The 17445-nt window shown below is 60.9% G+C and carries 19 protein-coding genes; 2 read left to right on the plus strand and 17 right to left on the minus strand.

The annotated features are described in order from the left end of the window. The first annotated feature begins 104 nt into the window (after positions 1-104). Entirely contained in the window at positions 105-1514 is a 1410-nt protein-coding gene (locus K3724_RS12955; protein ID WP_259985593.1) for a DEAD/DEAH box helicase, read from the plus strand. A 215-nt stretch (positions 1515-1729) separates the two neighbouring features. Then, positions 1730-1909 carry an RSP_7527 family protein gene (locus tag K3724_RS12960; protein WP_129371381.1) on the plus strand — a complete coding sequence of 60 codons (180 nt, stop codon included), beginning with the start codon at positions 1730-1732 and terminating at the stop codon, positions 1907-1909. Positions 1910-2111: 202 nt separating this feature from the next. Here K3724_RS12960 and K3724_RS12965 read toward each other — a convergent pair whose 3' ends face one another. From K3724_RS12965 to K3724_RS13045, 17 genes are all read right to left on the minus strand, one after another. Further along, positions 2112-3779 (minus strand): ribonuclease J, encoded by a 1668-nt coding sequence (locus K3724_RS12965; protein WP_259985596.1) that lies wholly within the window; start codon positions 3777-3779, stop codon positions 2112-2114. Further along, positions 3776-4558, minus strand: coding sequence for a type III pantothenate kinase (locus K3724_RS12970; protein WP_259985598.1), 783 nt, complete (start codon positions 4556-4558; stop codon positions 3776-3778). The genes K3724_RS12965 and K3724_RS12970 overlap by 4 nt, the downstream gene beginning before the upstream one ends. A 12-nt stretch (positions 4559-4570) precedes the next feature. Beyond that, entirely contained in the window at positions 4571-5317 is a 747-nt protein-coding gene (locus K3724_RS12975; RefSeq protein ID WP_259985607.1) for a biotin--[acetyl-CoA-carboxylase] ligase, read from the minus strand. A 70-nt stretch (positions 5318-5387) separates the two neighbouring features. Continuing rightward, positions 5388-6827, minus strand: coding sequence for an NADH-quinone oxidoreductase subunit NuoN (gene nuoN / locus K3724_RS12980; protein ID WP_259985614.1), 1440 nt, complete (start codon positions 6825-6827; stop codon positions 5388-5390). A 15-nt stretch (positions 6828-6842) separates the two neighbouring features. Continuing rightward, positions 6843-8390: an NADH-quinone oxidoreductase subunit M gene (locus K3724_RS12985; RefSeq protein ID WP_259985623.1), complete on the minus strand. Its 1548-nt coding sequence runs from the start codon at positions 8388-8390 to the stop codon at positions 6843-6845. Continuing rightward, positions 8390-10519 (minus strand): NADH-quinone oxidoreductase subunit L, encoded by a 2130-nt coding sequence (nuoL, locus tag K3724_RS12990; protein ID WP_259985633.1) that lies wholly within the window; start codon positions 10517-10519, stop codon positions 8390-8392. The genes K3724_RS12985 and nuoL overlap by 1 nt, the downstream gene beginning before the upstream one ends. A gap of 7 nt (positions 10520-10526) precedes the next feature. Beyond that, positions 10527-10832, minus strand: coding sequence for an NADH-quinone oxidoreductase subunit NuoK (gene nuoK, locus K3724_RS12995; RefSeq protein ID WP_008553673.1), 306 nt, complete (start codon positions 10830-10832; stop codon positions 10527-10529). 4 nt (positions 10833-10836) lie between these two features. Next, complete coding sequence (locus K3724_RS13000; protein WP_129371388.1) at positions 10837-11439, minus strand: NADH-quinone oxidoreductase subunit J; 603 nt, start codon at positions 11437-11439, stop codon at positions 10837-10839. Beyond that, the gene (locus K3724_RS13005; protein ID WP_259985635.1) at positions 11436-11870 is read right to left on the minus strand and encodes a carboxymuconolactone decarboxylase family protein; all 435 of its coding nucleotides are present in this window, start codon (positions 11868-11870) and stop codon (positions 11436-11438) included. Before K3724_RS13005 ends, K3724_RS13000 begins: the two co-directional genes overlap by 4 nt. Positions 11871-11940: 70 nt before the next feature. Beyond that, positions 11941-12435, minus strand: coding sequence for an NADH-quinone oxidoreductase subunit NuoI (gene nuoI / locus K3724_RS13010; protein ID WP_129371390.1), 495 nt, complete (start codon positions 12433-12435; stop codon positions 11941-11943). A gap of 3 nt (positions 12436-12438) precedes the next feature. Then, positions 12439-12696: a hypothetical protein gene (locus K3724_RS13015; RefSeq protein WP_259985637.1), complete on the minus strand. Its 258-nt coding sequence runs from the start codon at positions 12694-12696 to the stop codon at positions 12439-12441. 1 nt (position 12697) lies between these two features. Then, on the minus strand, positions 12698-13735 hold the full coding sequence (gene nuoH / locus K3724_RS13020; protein ID WP_129371392.1) for an NADH-quinone oxidoreductase subunit NuoH: 1038 nt from the start codon (positions 13733-13735) through the stop codon (positions 12698-12700). A 6-nt stretch (positions 13736-13741) separates the two neighbouring features. Further along, positions 13742-14128, minus strand: coding sequence for a hypothetical protein (locus K3724_RS13025; protein WP_027258424.1), 387 nt, complete (start codon positions 14126-14128; stop codon positions 13742-13744). Next, entirely contained in the window at positions 14125-16155 is a 2031-nt protein-coding gene (nuoG, locus tag K3724_RS13030) for an NADH-quinone oxidoreductase subunit NuoG (RefSeq protein ID WP_259985640.1), read from the minus strand. Before nuoG ends, K3724_RS13025 begins: the two co-directional genes overlap by 4 nt. A 3-nt stretch (positions 16156-16158) precedes the next feature. Continuing rightward, positions 16159-16563, minus strand: a complete 405-nt coding sequence (locus K3724_RS13035; protein ID WP_134829540.1) for a DUF5333 domain-containing protein — start codon at positions 16561-16563, stop codon at positions 16159-16161. 101 nt (positions 16564-16664) lie between these two features. After that, positions 16665-17030 carry a hypothetical protein gene (locus K3724_RS13040; protein WP_259985642.1) on the minus strand — a complete coding sequence of 122 codons (366 nt, stop codon included), beginning with the start codon at positions 17028-17030 and terminating at the stop codon, positions 16665-16667. Beyond that, positions 17027-17443, minus strand: coding sequence for an MAPEG family protein (locus tag K3724_RS13045; protein WP_259985644.1), 417 nt, complete (start codon positions 17441-17443; stop codon positions 17027-17029). Before K3724_RS13045 ends, K3724_RS13040 begins: the two co-directional genes overlap by 4 nt. Positions 17444-17445 lie beyond the last annotated feature (2 nt).

The following is a 17445-nucleotide window of genomic DNA, read 5'->3' on the forward strand; positions in this document are numbered from 1 at the left end:
TATGCCGCGACACGAGCCGGCAGCTGCCATCCCGCATGACCTTTGCGGAGCCGGCTGCAACACACACGCGCGGGCCAGGTCAGTGTCCGCAATGACGGATGCATATGACAAAATTCTCCGATCTGAACCTTAATCCCAAGGTCCTCAAAGCTGTTGAGGAAGCTGGATATGAAACCCCCACTCCAATCCAGGCCGGGGCGATTCCATCCGCACTGGAGGGACGCGACGTTCTGGGAATCGCCCAGACCGGCACCGGTAAGACTGCGTCTTTCACGCTGCCGATGATCACCCTTCTGGCGCGCGGCCGCGCCCGCGCCCGGATGCCGCGCAGCCTGGTGCTGTGCCCCACCCGCGAGCTAGCGGCCCAGGTGGCGGAAAACTTCGACACCTATGCCAAGCATGTAAAGCTCACCAAGGCGCTGCTGATCGGCGGGGTTTCATTCAAGGAACAGGACGCGCTGATCGACAAAGGCGTCGATGTCCTGATCGCTACCCCCGGCCGCCTGCTGGACCATTTTGAGCGCGGCAAGCTGCTGCTCACCGGTGTGCAGATCATGGTGGTGGACGAGGCCGACCGGATGCTCGACATGGGCTTTATCCCGGATATCGAGCGGATCTTCTCGCTGACGCCGTTCACCCGCCAGACGCTGTTCTTTTCGGCCACCATGGCGCCAGAGATCGAGCGGATCACCAACACATTCCTGTCAGGCCCCGCCCGGATCGAAGTGGCCCGCCAGGCCACTGCGTCGGAAACCATCGAACAGGCCGTCGTGCAGTTCAAAGCGTCCCGCCGCGACCGCGAAGCAACGGAAAAACGCCGGGTACTGCGCGCGCTGATTGATGGCGAGGGTGACAAGCTCACCAATGGCATCATCTTCTGCAACCGCAAAACGGATGTGGATATCGTAGCCAAATCGCTCAAGAAATACGGTTATGACGCAGCGCCGATCCATGGCGATCTGGATCAAAGCCAGCGGACCAAAACTTTGGACGGCTTCCGCGAAGGGGCCTTGCGCATCCTGGTGGCTTCGGATGTGGCCGCGCGCGGCCTTGATGTGCCCAGCGTCAGCCATGTGTTCAATTTCGATGTGCCCGGCCATGCCGAGGATTACGTCCACCGGATCGGCCGCACAGGGCGCGCCGGCCGCGAGGGCAAGGCCATCACCATCTGTATTCCGCGCGATGACAAGGCGTTGGATGCGGTGGAAAAGCTGCTTCAGAAAGAGATCCCGCGTCTGGACAACCCGGTGAAGCCGGAACCCAAGGCGGAAAAACCCGCGCGCGCTGCCAAGCCGGAAGCGGACACCCGCGCGGCCAAGCCGGAAGCGGAAGCCCGCGAGCCCCGCAAAGAGGCGTCCCGCAGCCCCCGCAAGGACGAAACGCCTGCGCAAAAGCCCGAACGCTCTTCGGGCCGCGGTAAATACGGTAAACGCGACGACAAATCCGTGGTCGGCATGGGCGACCATCTGCCCAGCTTCATCGCTCTCAGCTTTGCGGAACGCCGGGCCGGCTGACCGTCACTGCCAGGCATTTTTTTTGCAGGCCGCTCCTCCCCGGGGCGGCCTTTTTTTCATTGCGGCTGCAGAAGGGCGACCCACCATGCAGCTGCCGCATGGCGACCTTTGCACTTGCAGCATAACGGGTCTTCGATCTTGGGTGGCGTCAACCTGTGCAAACAGGCGTATTGCATCCGCAACACTGTAACGCGCCATTGAAATTGGGCCTCGCCATGAACACCACCGACACCAACACCCTGACCATTGCACAATTCCAGGCCATTGAAGCCCGCGCCCATGAGCTGCGCGCCGAGGCTTTTGCCAATGTGATGCGCCGCCTGTTCCGCGCTATGTTCAGCGCCCCGCGCAAGGTAGTTTCCTGCCCCAGCTGCGCCCGTCCGCTGCACGGCTGAGACGTCTCGCGGCTCTGCCGGTCCAGCACCCGAATTGACAACGCCGCGTGCCTAAAAAGGCCGCGGCGTTGTTGTTTCTTACACTGTTGTTCTGCGGCAGCGCCGCGGACCCGCCAGGGTACGCGGCGCCTGGCCCAACGGGGCCTGCTGCATTTTCAATGCGGCTTGGGCCGGGCGGGAGAACCGCCCTGCCCTCGCAGGTTCAGCGCATGCGGCTGACGACCACCGTCACCTCGGGTTTTTTGCCGATCTCGCTATGGGCGCTTTGGCGGGCAATGCGGCGCAGCTCCTGTTCCAGCTTGTCCTCATCGCGCAGCGTCTTGGCACCGGCGCGCATCAGGAACTGGTTCAGATCCGCTTCCATAATCTCGACCAGGGCGGCGTTGGAACTGCCGGTCTCAGACAAGCCCTTGACGTCGCACCAGGGCTCGCCCAGCGGCTCGTCCTGCTCGTCCAGCAGCACAGTCACCACCACATGGCCGTTCAGCGCCATGCGGATACGGTCGCGGACAACACCGTCCATCGCACCGTATTTGACAGATCCGTCCAGATAGGTGCGGCCGGTATCGACATAGCCGGCACTCTTGGGCGCGTCGCCGCTGAGGTCCATCATCATACCGTTGACCACAACCGCGCTGGCAATGCCCTTTGCCTCGCCCAGACGAGCGTGCTGGCGCAGATGGCGGTGCTCGCCGTGCATCGGCACCAGCATTCTGGGTTTCAGCAAGGTATGCATGGTTTCCAGATCCGGACCGTTGGCATGGCCGGACACATGGTAAAGGCCGGAACTGTCATCAACCACATCCACACCCATTTCAGAGAACTGGTTGATAATGCGGATCACGCCCTTTTCATTGCCCGGGATGGTCTTGGAGGAGAACAGGAAAGTGTCGCCCTCCTTCAGCTCCAGCCCGCGGTATTTGCCGCGCGCCAGCTGTGCAGAGGCCGCGCGGCGCTCGCCCTGGCTGCCGGTGGTGATCAGCATCAGATTGTCGCGCGGCACATTACTTGCGTCTTCAGGGCTGATCACCTTGGGGAAGTCCGTCAGAACACCGGTTTCCGTCGCAGCCTCGATCATCCGGCGCATCGCCCGGCCCAGCAGCACAATCGACCGCCCGGCCCGCACCCCGGCCTCGGCCAGGGTTTTCACCCGGGCCACGTTGGAGGCGAATGTGGTGGCGGCAACCATGCCCTTGGCTTCGGAAATCAACCGGGTGATCTCATCCGGCAGCTCTGATTCCGAACGGCCCGGATGGGTCGAGAACACATTGGTGGAATCGCAGACCAGCGCCTGGATGCCGTCCTTGGCGATCTCTGCCCACATCTCCGGATCGAAGGGTTCCCCGACCAGCGGATTGGAATCCAGCTTGAAGTCGCCGGTATGCACCACCCGGCCTGCCGGGCTGTCGATCACCAACCCGCCGCTTTCGGGGATTGAGTGGCTCATCGGGGCAACACCGATGGTGAAGGGACCAAGCTTGGTCACTTCGGGCCAGGCTTCAACCGTGTGCACGTTGGCCGGATCGTGACCCGCTTCCTCCATCTTGCGGCGCGCCAGGTTGGCGGTGAAGGCACGGGCGTAGACCGGCACATTCAGGCTGGAATACATATGCGCGATGGCGCCGATGTGGTCCTCGTGCCCGTGGGTGACGAAAATCCCTTCCAGCCGGTCTACCCGCTCTTTCAGCCAGGTCATGTCCGGCATGATCAGGTCGACGCCGGGGGTGGTGTCCATATCGGGGAAGGTCACGCCCAGGTCGACCAGGATCAGGCGTTCTTTGTTCTTTGGCCCGTAGCCGTAGACATAGGCATTCATGCCAATTTCACCCGCCCCGCCGAGGGGCAGATAGATCAATCTTTCACTGCTCATGCGTCAGTACCATTATCCTTGTTGTATTTATGAATGATCTGCAGCCCATGCATGGTGAGGTCATCCTCAAATGCGTCGAACAGATCAGCGGATTGCTGGAACAAAGGCGCCAGCCCGCCTGTCGAGATTACTTTCATCGCCACGCCGCGCTCGGTCTTGATCCGGGTGCAGATCTCGCGGACGAGGCCGACATAGCCCCAGAACACGCCGGACTGCATACAGGCGACGGTGTTGGTTCCGATGACATTTTCAGGTTTGGTGATGTCCACATGCGGCAAGGCGGCGGCAGCCTGGTGCAGGGCCTCAAGGCTCAGGTTCACGCCGGGCGCAATCACCCCGCCGACATAGGCGCCATCCTCGGCCACCACATCAAATGTTGTGGCGGTGCCAAAATCCACCACAATCAGATTGCCGCCATAAAGGTCAAAGCCGGATACCGTGTTGACCAGCCGGTCGGGGCCGACGGCGGTGCCTTCGTCCACCCGCACCGCGACGGGCAGCAGGCAACCAGGCTTGCCCACCACCAGGGGGCGCGTGCTGAAATAGCGGTCCGCCAAAACCCGCAGGTTGAACACCACCCGCGGCACGGTCGAGGAAATGATCATGTCGGTGATATCCGCCTCGATCCCCTGCAGCCGCATCAGTGTGTTGAGCCAGACATAGTATTGGTCGGCAGTGCGCTGCCAGTCGGTGGCGGTGCGCCACATGCCAACGAACTTCTCGCCGTCGTAGATTGAGAAGACGGTATTGGTATTGCCGCAGTCAACTGCCAGAAGCATTGCTGCCCTTTCCTAGAAATAGATGTCGGCCGCGGGAATGCTGACGCGGCCCTTGGCAGTGTTTAGGACAAGGTTGCCGTTGGCGTCCACTGTTTCAAAAGTGCCTTCGGTCTCGGAACTAGCGGTGCGGGCGGTGATCACCTCGCCCAGCTTGGCGGCGCGCGCCAGCCATGCGGTGCGAATCGGTTCAAAACCATAGGTGCTGAATTGTTGCTCATAGCGTGCAAAGGCGCCGGCCACTGCTTCCAGAAACTCCTCCGGCGAGACCTGAACGCCGGTTTCCGACAACAGCGACACTGGCCAGACCGCGCCGGGTTCCAGCCATTCCTTCATCGGGGTTTCAACCAGATTGACACCGATGCCGACAAACAGGTGGGTGACCCCCTGCCCGTTGCCAGCACTTTCCAGCAGGATCCCCGCCAGCTTGCCGCCTTTTAGCAGCACATCGTTGGGCCACTTCAGCGACAGGCCTTCAGTGCGGCCTGTCACGGCGACACAGGCGTCATAGACCGCCAGCGCCGCGACAAAGCTGCGCAGCGCTGCCTGATCCGGCGCGCCTTGGGGCCGCATCACCAGCGTGGCGGCGAAATTGCCCTTGGGGTCCTTCCAGTCGCGCCCGCGGCGGCCGCGCCCCTGGGTCTGGCGCAGCGCCAGGATCCATTCGGGGCCTGCCAGCTCACCGGCGATGCGGGCGGCCTCGTTCAGGGTGCTGTCGACCTCGGCAAGCACCCGTTTTCCATATTCAGCTGGCCAGCTCATCTGCATTCCTTAGAAAGTGCGAAAGGCCCGGTCACGCGACCGGGCCTTTTCAGCCTGCCTGAAAAGCAGATCAATTTACAAGGGTTGCCGCGGCAGCTGCCGCCGCGCCGTCAATGCCGAACTGGTAGACCACGCCCACCAGCATCAGCGCAGCAGAGGCCATCAGCGCCACGCCCAGAACCGGCGATCCCTTCGCTTCGACATCGTCATCGCCCGTGCCGAAGTACATGTAGAAGACGATGCGGATGTAGTAGAACGCACCGATCACCGAAGCCACGGCAGAGGCAATGACCAGCCCGATCAGCCCAGCATCAACACCCGCCTGCCAGACGCCCAGTTTGGCAAAGAAACCCAGCATTGGCGGCACCCCGGCCAGCGAGAACATCAGGATCAGCACCGCCAGCGCCTTGCCCGGCTCACGCGCGGCGAACTGATTCAGCGCCATGATATCGGTCACGGGCTTTCCGTCTTTCTCCAGCATCAGGATAAAGGAGAAGGTGCCGATGTTCATGGTGACGTAGATCGCCAGATAAACCAGCATCGCAGTGACGCCCTGTTCGGTGCCCGCTGCCAGACCGATCATCGCATAGCCCATATGGGCAATCGACGAAAAGGCCATCAGGCGTTTGATATCGCGCTGGCCGATGGCGGCAATGGCGCCGAGGAACATCGATAGCACCGACAGCACCACGATGATCTGCTGCCAGTCGGAGATTGCTCCGCCAAAGGCATCATGCAGGACGCGGGCAAACAGGCCCATCGCCGCAACCTTGGGCGCGGTGGCAAAGAAGGCCGTGACCGGAGTCGGCGCGCCCTCGTAGACGTCCGGGGTCCACATGTGGAAAGGCACCGCCGAGACCTTGAAGGCAAGCCCCGAGATCATGAAAACGAGGCCGAACAGCATGCCGATGGACATATGGCCCTGCTCTGCCACCTGGATGATGCCCGCGAACTGGGTGGTGCCGGCAAAGCCGTAGACCAGCGAGGCACCGTACAGCAGCAGCCCCGAGGACAGCGCACCCAGCACGAAGTACTTGAGGCCCGCCTCGGTCGACTTCACACTGTCGCGGCGCATTGCAGCGACGACATACAGCGACAGCGACTGCAGCTCCAGCCCCATGTAAAGGGACATCAGGTCGCCGGCTGAGACCATCATCATCATGCCAACAGCGCTGAGCGCCACCAGGATCGGGTATTCAAACCGCAGCATGCCGCGGCGCGCCATATAGTCCTGGCCGATCAGCAGCACTGCCGCCGCGCCCAAGAGCAGCGCCACTTTGGCAAAGCGGGCAAAGCCGTCGTTGATGAACATGCCGTTGAAGGCCGTCTGGGTGGTCGCCGGGCTGGCCGCGATCCAGAAAGCTACCGCCGCCAACAGCGCCGCGGTTGCCCAGACCAGCGGCACTGCCAGCTTGTCCTTGCCGGTGTAGACCGCGCCCAAGAGCGCGCCCATCGCGTAAAGCGCCAGAACGATCTCTGGCAGGATTACAGTAAGATCAGCTTGGATCATCTGCCTGATGCTCCCTTAATGCGAAGCAATCTGGGTGGCTGCCGAAGTGTCGGCAGCCGCCAGAGACTGGTTGAAGTTTGCAATCAGCGCCTCGGTCGAGGGGGCGATGACATCGGTGACCAGGGACGGGTAGACACCCAGAAGCAGGGTCATCACCACCAGCGGCGCAAAAACGAAACGCTCGCGTGCGGTCATGTCGCGGATGCCGGCCAGGCTGCCCTTGATCATGTCGCCAAAGACCACCCGGCGGTAGAGCCACAGCGCATATCCGGCCGAGAAGATCACCCCGGTTGCGGCCACTGCCGTCACCCAGGTGTTTTTCTGGAAGGCGCCCATCAGGGTCAGGAATTCACCGACAAAACCAGAGGTGCCCGGCAGGCCGACGTTGCCCATGGTGAAGAACATAAACACCAAAGCGTATGCCGGCATCCTGATCACCAAGCCGCCGTAGGCGCCGATGTCGCGGGTATGCATGCGGTCATAGATCACGCCGACACAAAGGAAGAGCGCGGCAGAGATGAAGCCGTGGCTCAGCATCTGAAAGATGGCGCCGTCGATGCCTTGCTGGTTAGCGGCAAAGATGCCCATGGTCACAAATCCCATGTGCGCGACTGACGAATAGGCGATCAGCTTTTTCATGTCCTCCTGCACCAGTGCCACCAGCGAGGTGTAGACAACTGCAATGGCTGACATCCACAGGACCACATCGGTCATCACATCCGCACCGACCGGGAACATCGGCAGGCTGAAGCGCAGGAAACCATAGCCGCCCATTTTCAGCAAGATCGCCGCCAGCACCACGGACCCTGCGGTCGGCGCCTGCACGTGCGCATCCGGCAGCCAGGTATGCACCGGCCACATCGGCATCTTCACCGCAAAGGAGGCAAAAAACGCCAGGAACATAAGCGTCTGGGCGCCGCCCACGACGTGAATGCCCAGCACATCAAAGGACGCAGCCGAGAAGCTGTGGGTCAGCAGGGTTTCGATATCGGTGGTGCCGGCGTCCACATACATGAACACCATCGCCACCAGCATCAGCACCGAGCCGAAGAAGGTGTAGAGGAAGAACTTGAAAGAGGCGTAGATCCGTTCCTTGCCGCCCCAGATGCCGATGATCAGGAACATCGGGATAAGGCCCGCCTCGAAGAACAGGTAGAACAGCACCAGGTCCAGCGCCATGAAGACGCCCAGCATCAGGGTCTCCAAGAGCAGGAAGGCGATCATGTATTCCTTCACACGGGTCGTGACCGACCAGCTGGCCAGAATGGTCAGCGGCATGATGAAGGTGGTCAGCATCACAAACAGCACCGAGATGCCGTCGACGCCCATCTTGTACTTCAGCCCCAGGATCCAGGCCCGGTCTTCCACAAACTGAAAGCCTGTGTTGGCGGGGTCGAACTCAAAATAGATGCCAAGGCTCACCAGGAAGGTGATCGTGGTGGCAAAGAGCGCAACAAACTTGGCATTGCGCTGTGCCGCCTTATCCTCGCCGCGCAGGAACAGGGCCAGAATGCCTGCAGCCAGCGCCGGGATGAAGGTGACAATAGAAAGGAGATTGTCCATCAGTGCGTTCCTCCGCCGATCGACATCCAGGTAACCAGGGCTGCGATGCCCAGCACCATCCAGAAGGCATAAGTGAAGATGTAACCGGACTGCGCCCGGCCCGCGAGGCGGGTAAAGAAGGGAACAACCCCCATTGCCAGACCGTTCAGGAAGCCGTCGATGGTGCCCCCGTCGCCGCGTTTCCACAGGAAGCGGCCAATGGCCAGCGCCGGTTTGACGAAGATCACGTTGTATATCTCGTCAAAGTACCATTTGTTCAACAGGAACAGGTAGAGCGGGCGTTGCTGAGCGGCCAGACGTGCCGGCAGCGACGGGTTCCAGATGTAGAACCACAGCGCCAGCACCAGACCTGCAACCATCGCCATGAACGGGGACAGCTTCACCCATTTCGGGGCCGCGTGGGCGTCCTCCAGGATGTGGTTGTCTTTGCCGATGTAGATACCGCCCTCACCCGGCTTGCCGGCAAACACATAGTGGTGCGCGCCTTCGGCTGCGGCTTCACCGTGCGCAGCCTCTTCGCCGTGGCCGTCAGAGTCACCATGCGCAGCGTCCTCGCCGTGGCCGGCGTCTTCGCCATGTACCGCGGCTGCGGCTTCCGCAACCGGAATGCCATAGAATTTGCCAACCTGATCAGCGTGGCCGAAAAAGCTACTGTACCAGATCATACCTGCAGTAACCGACCCCACCGCCAGCACGCCCAGCGGCACCAGCATGGTCCAGGGGCTTTCGTGCGCGTGATCGTGGGTGTGTTTGTCGCCGCGTGCCTCGCCATAGAAAGTCATGAACATCAGGCGCCAGGAATAGAAAGAGGTCATGAAGGCCGCGATCACCAGCGCCCAGAAACCGAACATCGATCCACCCGCATAAGCGCTTTCGATAATCGCATCCTTGGAGACAAAGCCGGCAAAGCCGATCCAGCCGCTAAGCGGGATACCAACACCGGTGATGGCAAGCGTGCCGATCATCATTGCGCGGAAGGTCCACGGGATCTTTTTGCGCAGGTTGCCATAATGGCGCATGTCCTGCTCGTGATGCATCGCGTGGATCACCGAACCGGCGCCCAGGAACAGCATCGCCTTGAAGAAGGCGTGGGTGAACAGGTGGAACATGGCAGCGGAATACATGCCGACGCCAGCGGCCACGAACATATAGCCCAGCTGCGAACAGGTCGAATAGGCGATCACGCGCTTGATGTCGTTCTGCACCAGCCCGACGGTTGCCGCAAAGAATGCCGTGGCTGCGCCCATCACGGTGATGAATGCAGTGGCTTCAGGCGCAAATTCCATCAGCGGCGACATCCGGCAGACCAGGAACACACCCGCGGTCACCATGGTTGCCGCGTGGATCAGCGCCGACACCGGGGTCGGGCCTTCCATCGCGTCCGGCAGCCAGGTGTGCAGGATCAGCTGCGCCGACTTGCCCATCGCGCCGACAAACAGCAGGAAAGCAATCAGGTTGGCAGCATTCCACTCGCTCCACAGGAACGACACTTGGGTTTCCGCCAGCGCCGGAGCGGCGGTAAAGACATCTGCAAGGTTGATGCTGTCGGTCAGGAAGAACAGCCCGAAGATCCCCAGCGCAAAACCGAAGTCACCGACGCGGTTGACGATAAACGCCTTCATCGCTGCCGCGTTGGCGGTGGGCTTGCGGTAGTAAAAGCCGATCAGCAAGTAGGAGGCGACGCCGACGCCTTCCCAGCCAAAAAACATCTGCACCAGATTGTCCGAGGTCACCAGCATCAGCATCGCAAAGGTGAAGAACGACAGATAGGCAAAGAAGCGCGGCTTGTAGCTTTCGCCCTCTTTCCACTGCGGGTCATGCGACATGTAGCCGAAGCTGTACAGATGCACGAGCGACGACACTGTGGTGATCACGATCAGCATGATCGCGGTCAGCCGGTCCAGCCGGATCGCCCAGGAGGTCGACAGCGAGCCGCTTTCGATCCAGCGGAAGATTTCGATGTTGTCGGTCACCCCGTCAAACGACAGGAAGGTGACCCAGCTGAGCAGCGCCGCCAGGAAAAGCAGCGATGTGGCCGTGACAGTGGCGGCTTTCTCGCCGATGAATTTCCAGCCGAAGCCGCAGATAAGGGCGCCCGCCAGCGGGGCAAAGAGAAGGATGGTTTCCATAAGTTCTTCAGCCCTTCATCACGTTGACGTCTTCGACGGCAATGGTGCCGCGGTTACGGAAGAAGCAGACCAGGATCGCCAGGCCTATGGCGGCCTCGGCGGCGGCCACGGTCAGCACAAACAGGGTAAAGACCTGCCCCACCAGATCGCCCAGGAAGCTGGAGAAAGCGACCAGATTGATGTTCACCGCCAGCAGCATCAGTTCGATGCTCATCAACAGGATGATCACGTTCTTGCGGTTCAGGAAGAGCCCGAAGATGCCGATGACGAACAGCGTCGCCGCGACGGTCAGATAATGTTCAAGTCCGATCATGTGCTCAAAGCCCCTGCCCCGGTTTCACGTCCTTAAGCTCCATTGCTACGGCCGGGTCGCGCATCATCTGGGCAACCACGTCCTGGCGCTTGACGTCGGTGCGGTGGCGCAGGGTCAGCACGATCGCGCCGATCATTGCCACCAGCAGGATCAGGCCAGACAATTGGAACAGAAGGAAATATTGATCATAGATGATGAGGCCCAGGGCCTCGGTGTTGTGGCGGTCGGCGGGCACTGGATTGGCTAGCAGCTCAGGCGCCTTATGCGCGGTTTCCCAGACGCCAAAGGCCATCACGAACTGCATCAGGATTACCAGGCCGATCAGCAGAGCCAGCGGCAGGTACCGCGCCATCTCCGCCTTCAGCGCGGCAAAGTCCACGTCCAGCATCATCACCACAAACAGGAACAGCACCGCAACAGCCCCCACATAGACGATGATCAGCAGCATGGCGACAAATTCCGCCCCCAGGAGCACAAACAGCCCGGCCGAAGAGATAAAGGCCAGGATCAGCCACAGCACCGAATGCACCGGCTGGCGGCTGATCACAGTGAACAGCCCGCCAGTGATGGCGCTGACGGCGAAGAGGTAGAAGGCAAAAACGCTCATGTCTCATCGTCCTTGTTGTCGTCCAGAACCGTCTGCGCCAGATCCAGCGCCCGGTTCATGGCCGGAATGCCGGCAAACACCGACATCTGTCCGATCGTTTCTACGATCTCTTGTTTCTTTGCCCCTGCCGCAAGAGCGTGGCGCACAGTCTGGCGCACCGCTGAATCTGCCTGCGCGCCCTGCATGGTGAGCCCGGCCAGCGTCAGCAGCAGCCGGGTCTTGGCATCCAGCCCGTCCTTGTTGACGGTGTTGCCGAACATCATTTCCATGACCTCTTTGGGCATGGTGGGCCACAGCGCCTCGAACTCCTTGAAAGCCTCGGAAGGCGAGAAATTCTCCAGCGCCGGATTGAAGGCCTTGGCCATCTCCTGCGCCTGGGTCTGCATCTGTTCCATCATGGCCTCAAACGGGTTGGGCGGCTGTTTGGTCATGTCCTGTCCTCCGTCCAAGAATTTTCAAAAATTCTTGGCAAAAGTTTTTGAAAACTTTTGCGCTGCTCTCTCATCGATACGGCGCATCGATTTCGAGGTTGCGGGCAATCTCGGCTTCCCAGCGTTCGCCGTTCGCCAGAAGTTTATCCTTGTCGTAGAACAGCTCCTCGCGGGTTTCTGTCGCGAATTCAAAGTTCGGGCCTTCGACAATGGCATCCACCGGGCAGGCTTCCTGGCAGAAACCGCAGTAAATGCATTTGGTCATGTCGATGTCATACCGCGTGGTGCGGCGGCTGCCATCCTCGCGCGGTTCCGCGTCGATGGTGATCGCTTGCGCCGGGCAGACCGCCTCGCACAGCTTGCAGGCAATGCAGCGTTCCTCACCGTTGGGATAGCGGCGCAGCGCGTGCTCACCGCGGAACCGCGGCGACAACGGACCCTTCTCGTGCGGGTAGTTCAGGGTGGCCTTGGGGGCAAAGAAATACTTCATCCCCAGTTTGAAGCCGACCCAGAAATCCTGCAGCAGGAAGTATTTGGCGGCGCGGGTATAGTCGATTTGGGTCATCTTTTAGATCCTTGCCACTGCCAACATACGTTTGTTCCACTCAGACAGCTCATCTGGAATTCCAAGCTGGTCTAAACCGGTGTCGAATGGGGTAGAACCGAGATGGTCACCAACGATGTCATCAAGAGCCTGCTCGGCAGAGTGGTAATAACCCAAGATTTCACCCTCGATTCTGACATCAAACCCACCGGCTGGCCGACCGACTATTTCGATCACGCCTTCCCGTGTCTCGTAGGAGTAAATGCTGACAGTAGGTTTCAACTCACCCTCCCACGGTCCAGCGGGCGAAGATGCCCCAGAACCAGTCGAATTTTGCAGCAAAGGACACGAAGACCACCCAGGCCAGCGAGAACGGCAGGAACACTTTCCAGCCCAGCCGCATCAGCTGGTCGTAGCGGTAGCGCGGGGTGATCGCCTTGACCATTGCGAAGAGGAAGAAGAAGAACGCCATCTTGGCGACCATCCACAGGACGCCGTCCGGCAAGCCTGGGATCGGCGACAGCCAGCCGCCGAAGAACAAGAGCGAGGTCAGCGCGCACATCAGGAAGATGGCGATGTATTCCCCGGCCATGAACAGCAGGAAGGGCGTGGCCGAGTATTCCACCTGATAGCCCGCGACCAGTTCCGATTCCGCTTCCGGCAGGTCGAACGGCGGGCGGTTGGTTTCTGCAAGCGCCGAGATAAAGAACAGAAACACCATCGGGAAATGCGGGATCCAATACCAGTTCAGAAGGCCCAGATCACCATCCTGCGCGCGCACGATATCGCCAAAGTTCATGCTTCCGGTGGAGATGATGATGCCGATGATGATCAGGCCCAGCGATACCTCGTAGGATATCATCTGTGCGGCAGAGCGCAGGCTGCCCAGGAACGGGTACTTCGAGTTCGACGCCCAGCCGCCCATGATCACGCCGTAAACCTCAAGACTGGAGACCGCGAAGACATAAAGAATGGCCACGTTGATGTCTGACAGCACCCAGCCGTCGTTGAACGGGATCACCGCCCAGGCGATCATCGCCAGCACAAATGACGTCAGCGGAGCCAGGATAAAGACCGGACGGTCGGCACCGGCCGGGATCACCACTTCCTTGACCACATATTTCAGCGCGTCGGCCACCGATTGAAGCAGGCCGAAGACGCCCACCACGTTCGGCCCCCGGCGCATCTGCACTGCGGCCCAGATCTTGCGGTCCCCGTAGACAAGGAACAGGAGCGAGATCATCACAAAGGCAACAACTGCAAGCACTTGCGCCAGGATCAGAACAGCGATGCCGCCTGGAGTGTTAAAGAAATCAGCCATAGGTCCTCACACCGTCGGTATTCCGTTTGCCGCGCAATCCGCAACCACGACTTCAGCGTCAATGGTGCGCAACCCGCGCGGCAGAGAGGGCGAAATCAGATAGACCGCATCAGCGGTCCGGCTGCCCCCTGCCTGTTTCATTGTTGTGCGCACATGGCGCGCAAACCCGTAATCCCGGATCAGCGCGTATTGCGCGGCGGCACATTCCGCATAGTTGTCGAGGTCTTCCTGCACGGTCGCACCGCGCATGGAGACGTGAAATTGGACCAGATCGCCCTCCAGCAGGCTGGTTTCCACCCCTTCATAGATCGGGGCGGGCCGCTCGCCTTCGCTGCCGGGCGCCATTGCGCAGGCGGCCAGCAGGAAGGGCGTTATGAGGGCAAAGCGGATCATTCAGCAGCCAGTTTCCCGGTTTCGCGGGCTTTCACACCCGCCGACAGTTCCGCCATCAGCTGCGAGGCGCGGGCAATCGGGTTGGTCAGGTAGAAGTCCTTGATCGCGGGCAGGAAGTCCGCCTTGCCAAGCTTGTCCAGCTCCAGCGCGTCGCCTGTTTTCTCAGCCACTTCGTCAATCCTGGCCAGATGCGGCACCTCAGCCACCAGCGCTTGGCGCAGCTGCGCCAGCGAGTCATAGCCCAGCTTGGCGTCAACTTCGGCGCTGAGGGCGCGCAGGATGGCCCAGTTTTCCTTGGCTTCACCCGGTGCGAACGCGGCACGCATCGCGAGCTGCGGACGGCCTTCGGTGTTTACGAACAACCCGTTTTCTTCGGTATAGGCAGCGCCCGGCAGGATCACGTCAGCGCGATGTGCGCCGCGGTCGCCATGGGAGCCCTGATAGATCACAAAGGCACCCCCGCTTTCAGAACTGTCGGTTTCGACCTCATCCGCGCCTAAGTTATAGATCACTTCGGCGCCGTCGATGGCTGCTTCCATGCCGCCTTCGGTGACGGCCCCCACATCCATTGCCCCCACACGGGACGCAGCGGTGTGAAGGATCAGCAGCTTGCCGTTGGTGCGTTCGGCCGCATGCATGGCGTGAGCCAGAACGGCAAGCCCGTCCGCTTCACGCAAAGCGCCGGCACCCACGACAATTACCGAAGGTTTTTCCAAGATGTCAGTGAATTCGTGCTTTTCCAGACCGGCAAGCGCGTCGCGCCCTGCCCCCATCTGGAACACGTCATAGGTCAGATCCGCCGGCTGGCCGATATTGCCGATCTTCGCACCATTCAGCCAGGCCTTGCGGATGCGTGCATTCAGCACCGGGGCTTCATCACGCGGGTTTGTGCCGACCAACAGAATGTATTCGGCGCTGTCGATATCTTCGATGGCCGCGGTGCCGGCATAACCCGCCCGGTTGCCAATGGGCAGGCGGGCGTTGTCGGTACGGCACTCAACCTTGCCGCCCAGACCTTCGACCAGCTGTTTCAGGGCAAAGGCGGCCTCAACCGGGGCCAGATCGCCGATCAGACCGGCAACTTTCTTGCCCTTCATGGCATTGGCTGCAGCAGTCAGCGCCTCGCCCCATGTGGCAGGCTTCAGCTTGCCATCGACACGCACATAAGGGCGGTCGAGACGCTGGCGGCGCAAGCCATCCCAGACAAAGCGGGTCTTGTCGCTGATCCATTCCTCGTTCACGCCGTCATGGTTGCGCGGCAGGATGCGCATCACTTCGCGGCCTTTGGTGTCAACGCGGATGTTCGATCCCAACGCGTCCATCACGTCGATGGTTTCGGTCTTGGTCAGTTCCCACGGACGGGCGGTGAAGGCATAAGGCTTCGACGTCAGCGCGCCGACCGGGCAAAGGTCGATGATATTGCCCTGCAGGTTCGATTGCAGCGTCTGGTTCAGGTAGGAAGTGATCTCTGCATCCTCGCCGCGCCCGGTCTGGCCCATCTGGGTAATGCCGGCCACTTCGGATGTAAAACGCACGCAGCGGGTGCAGCTGATGCAGCGGGTCATAGCGGTACCGACCAGCGGGCCAAGGTCCAGATCATCCACCGCGCGCTTGGCTTCCTTGAAGCGGCTGGCAGAGATGCCATAGGCCATCGCCTGGTCCTGCAGATCGCATTCGCCGCCCTGATCGCAGATCGGGCAGTCCAGCGGATGGTTGATCAGCATGAATTCCATCACGCCTTCGCGGGCTTTCTTGACCATCGGCGAGTTGGTTTTCACCTGCGGCGCCTGTCCTTCCGGCCCGGGGCGCAGATCGCGCACCTGCATCGCGCAGGACGCGGCCGGCTTCGGCGGGCCGCCGACAACTTCAACAAGGCACATGCGGCAGTTGCCCGCAATCGACAGGCGCTCGTGGTAGCAGAAGCGCGGGATCTCGACACCGGCCTCCTCACAAGCCTGGATCAGGGTCATCGCCCCTTCCACCTCGATCTCGGTTCCGTCAATGTTGATCTTGCGGAGGTCAGACATGGTCTATTTCGCCCTCAGTAACACGCCGATCGCGCTGTTCTTTTCGATTTCCGCGCGGCCATAGGCGCAGAAGGTTTCCGGTTGTTCGTAAAAGACGCCGTTTTGCGCCAGCAGGCGCTCGCCCTTAGCACGCATACGGGCCTTTTCAGCATCCGAGTCGATATAGGCCCGGATTTCCGTGTCCGTGTACCCCAGCTCATTCGCCCGCGCTTTGAGCCTGCGCAACTCGCCCAGACCCTTGAAGTAGCGCGGCGCAAGGCGGTCGCAGTGGTCCGAGACCTCCTTGGCCATGGCCACCGCAAACAGGGGGTCTTCGATTTCGGCGACATCGCGCAGCGACGGTTTGGCCAGTGCCGAAACCGGCAGGGCAACAAAGGCAGACAGGGCAACAGCAATCAGGGCACGCATGGCAAAGAACTCCTTCAGTTTGAAGCTCCCACTGCTCAATCGCGCGGCGCTGCTATTCAATAGCAGCCGGTCCGGGCGGCCCTGATATGCCGGAAATCCGCTCACGGTGTGCAGGTTCCCTGGAATACGGCCTTGCCGTCGGTCAGTGTCAGCTGCGTATCCTGATCGGCAGGGTCCACTACCCAATCGATTTTGGAGGAGCCATAGTTCACAACGCAATAGGTGGTCCCGGCGTGGGCCGCAGCCGCGCGCGCACCTGTGACAGAGCGGTCGGCGCCCTTGATTTCGATGGAGAAATCGGCGCGGTTCACCTTCTTGTCCAAAGGCTTGGCCTTGGCCTTGAAGGGGATGCCGTCATAAAGCTCGCGGTTCTTGTTGGTGGTTGAGGAACCGCAGGCCGTGACCAGCGCCGCAACTGCCAAACAGGCCACCGGCAGGGCCATCCGGTATGTCGTTAGAATGCTCAAAATACTGCCACCAAAGTCAAAATTGCCAGGCCGCCCATACAGGACCAGCCAATCACGTAGAAAATCGAGCGCAGCCCGCCATGCGGTTTGCCGCTGCCGCGCAGATGGATAAGGATCATGATCACCCGCGCCACCAGCACCAATGAGGCCAGCAGGTTCACCCAGAACGGCGCCGCACCCGCCAGTATCGCGGCCAAAGTCACCGCAAGGAAGGCCGGCAGGGTTTCGCAGCCATTCAAATAGGCCCGGTTCAGACGGTAAGCCTTTTCGGCATAGTCCTCCTGCGGCGTGGCGCCAGGCGCAAGGCCTGCCTTCTGCTTGGCCAGCGCCGAAAACGGCGACAGCGCCAGGATGATCAAGGTAAAGATCACCAGCGCGGCCAGAGCGTGGGAATATGCGTCGAAGGATTCCATTG

The sequence above is a fragment of the Leisingera sp. M658 genome (assembly GCF_025144145.1).
Lineage (GTDB): Bacteria > Pseudomonadota > Alphaproteobacteria > Rhodobacterales > Rhodobacteraceae > Leisingera.

What these genes read in the sequence shown, in the direction of transcription:
- K3724_RS12955 (WP_259985593.1), top strand. Translation starts at nt 105, where the DNA reads ATGACAAAATTCTCCGATCTGAACCTTAATCCCAAGGTCCTCAAAGCT.
- K3724_RS12960 (WP_129371381.1), top strand. Translation starts at nt 1,730, where the DNA reads ATGAACACCACCGACACCAACACCCTGACCATTGCACAATTCCAGGCC.
- K3724_RS12965 (WP_259985596.1), bottom strand. Translation starts at nt 3,779, where the DNA reads ATGAGCAGTGAAAGATTGATCTATCTGCCCCTCGGCGGGGCGGGTGAA.
- K3724_RS12970 (WP_259985598.1), bottom strand. Translation starts at nt 4,558, where the DNA reads ATGCTTCTGGCAGTTGACTGCGGCAATACCAATACCGTCTTCTCAATC.
- K3724_RS12975 (WP_259985607.1), bottom strand. Translation starts at nt 5,317, where the DNA reads ATGAGCTGGCCAGCTGAATATGGAAAACGGGTGCTTGCCGAGGTCGAC.
- nuoN (WP_259985614.1), bottom strand. Translation starts at nt 6,827, where the DNA reads ATGATCCAAGCTGATCTTACTGTAATCCTGCCAGAGATCGTTCTGGCG.
- K3724_RS12985 (WP_259985623.1), bottom strand. Translation starts at nt 8,390, where the DNA reads ATGGACAATCTCCTTTCTATTGTCACCTTCATCCCGGCGCTGGCTGCA.
- nuoL (WP_259985633.1), bottom strand. Translation starts at nt 10,519, where the DNA reads ATGGAAACCATCCTTCTCTTTGCCCCGCTGGCGGGCGCCCTTATCTGC.
- nuoK (WP_008553673.1), bottom strand. Translation starts at nt 10,832, where the DNA reads ATGATCGGACTTGAACATTATCTGACCGTCGCGGCGACGCTGTTCGTC.
- K3724_RS13000 (WP_129371388.1), bottom strand. Translation starts at nt 11,439, where the DNA reads ATGAGCGTTTTTGCCTTCTACCTCTTCGCCGTCAGCGCCATCACTGGC.
- K3724_RS13005 (WP_259985635.1), bottom strand. Translation starts at nt 11,870, where the DNA reads ATGACCAAACAGCCGCCCAACCCGTTTGAGGCCATGATGGAACAGATG.
- nuoI (WP_129371390.1), bottom strand. Translation starts at nt 12,435, where the DNA reads ATGACCCAAATCGACTATACCCGCGCCGCCAAATACTTCCTGCTGCAG.
- nuoH (WP_129371392.1), bottom strand. Translation starts at nt 13,735, where the DNA reads ATGGCTGATTTCTTTAACACTCCAGGCGGCATCGCTGTTCTGATCCTG.
- K3724_RS13025 (WP_027258424.1), bottom strand. Translation starts at nt 14,128, where the DNA reads ATGATCCGCTTTGCCCTCATAACGCCCTTCCTGCTGGCCGCCTGCGCA.
- nuoG (WP_259985640.1), bottom strand. Translation starts at nt 16,155, where the DNA reads ATGTCTGACCTCCGCAAGATCAACATTGACGGAACCGAGATCGAGGTG.
- K3724_RS13035 (WP_134829540.1), bottom strand. Translation starts at nt 16,563, where the DNA reads ATGCGTGCCCTGATTGCTGTTGCCCTGTCTGCCTTTGTTGCCCTGCCG.
- K3724_RS13045 (WP_259985644.1), bottom strand. Translation starts at nt 17,443, where the DNA reads ATGGAATCCTTCGACGCATATTCCCACGCTCTGGCCGCGCTGGTGATC.